Genomic DNA, 610 nt, shown 5'->3' on the forward strand with positions numbered 1-610 from the left:
CCCCCCCCCCCCCCCCCCGCCCCCCCCCCCCCCGCCCCCCCCGGCGGGGCCCCCCCCCCCCCGCGCCGCCCCCCCCCGCCCCCCCGCGGCGCCCCCGGGGGCACGACCGGGTGATGCGGGGCTAGGACGAAAAAAGAGATTATGGTTTACTCGCTTTCCGAGCGGTCGCGGTCGCCTGCCCGGCGGGCCGACCGGTGGACGGAGGCGCCCTGATGGAGTTCGTCTTCACCGAGGAGCAGGACGGGCTGCGGTCGATGGTCCGGGACCTGCTCGCCGACATCTCGCCCGAGGCCGAGGTCCGTCGGCTGATGCAGACCCCGGACGGGTTCGATCCGGCCTGCTGGCACCGCATCGCCGACCTCGGGCTGACCGGGCTCGCGATCCCCGAGCAGTACGGGGGCGCCGGCTTCGGCCCGGTCGAGGTCGGGATCGTGATGGAGGAGGCGGGCGCGGCGCTGCTGTGCGCGCCCTACCTGTCGACCGTCGTGCTCGCCACCGAGGCGCTGCTCGCGGCCGGCGACGAGGCCGCGAACAAGGCGTACCTGCCCGGCATCGCCGACGGAGCGCTGCGCGCGGCCTTCGCCGAGGACTCGGCGGCGCTCGCCGGCGT

1 protein-coding gene is annotated in these 610 nt (G+C 77.0%); it reads left to right on the forward strand.

Annotation, left to right across the window (positions count from 1 at the left end; translation table 11 throughout):
- Positions 1-212 precede the first annotated feature (212 nt).
- Positions 213-610 (forward strand): acyl-CoA dehydrogenase family protein (locus tag ND748_RS23795; protein ID WP_251748186.1); only part of this gene is annotated, 398 nt, incomplete at its 3' end.

This window comes from Frankia sp. AiPs1 (genome assembly GCF_023716945.1).
Classification (GTDB): Bacteria; Actinomycetota; Actinomycetes; order Frankiales; family Frankiaceae; genus Frankia.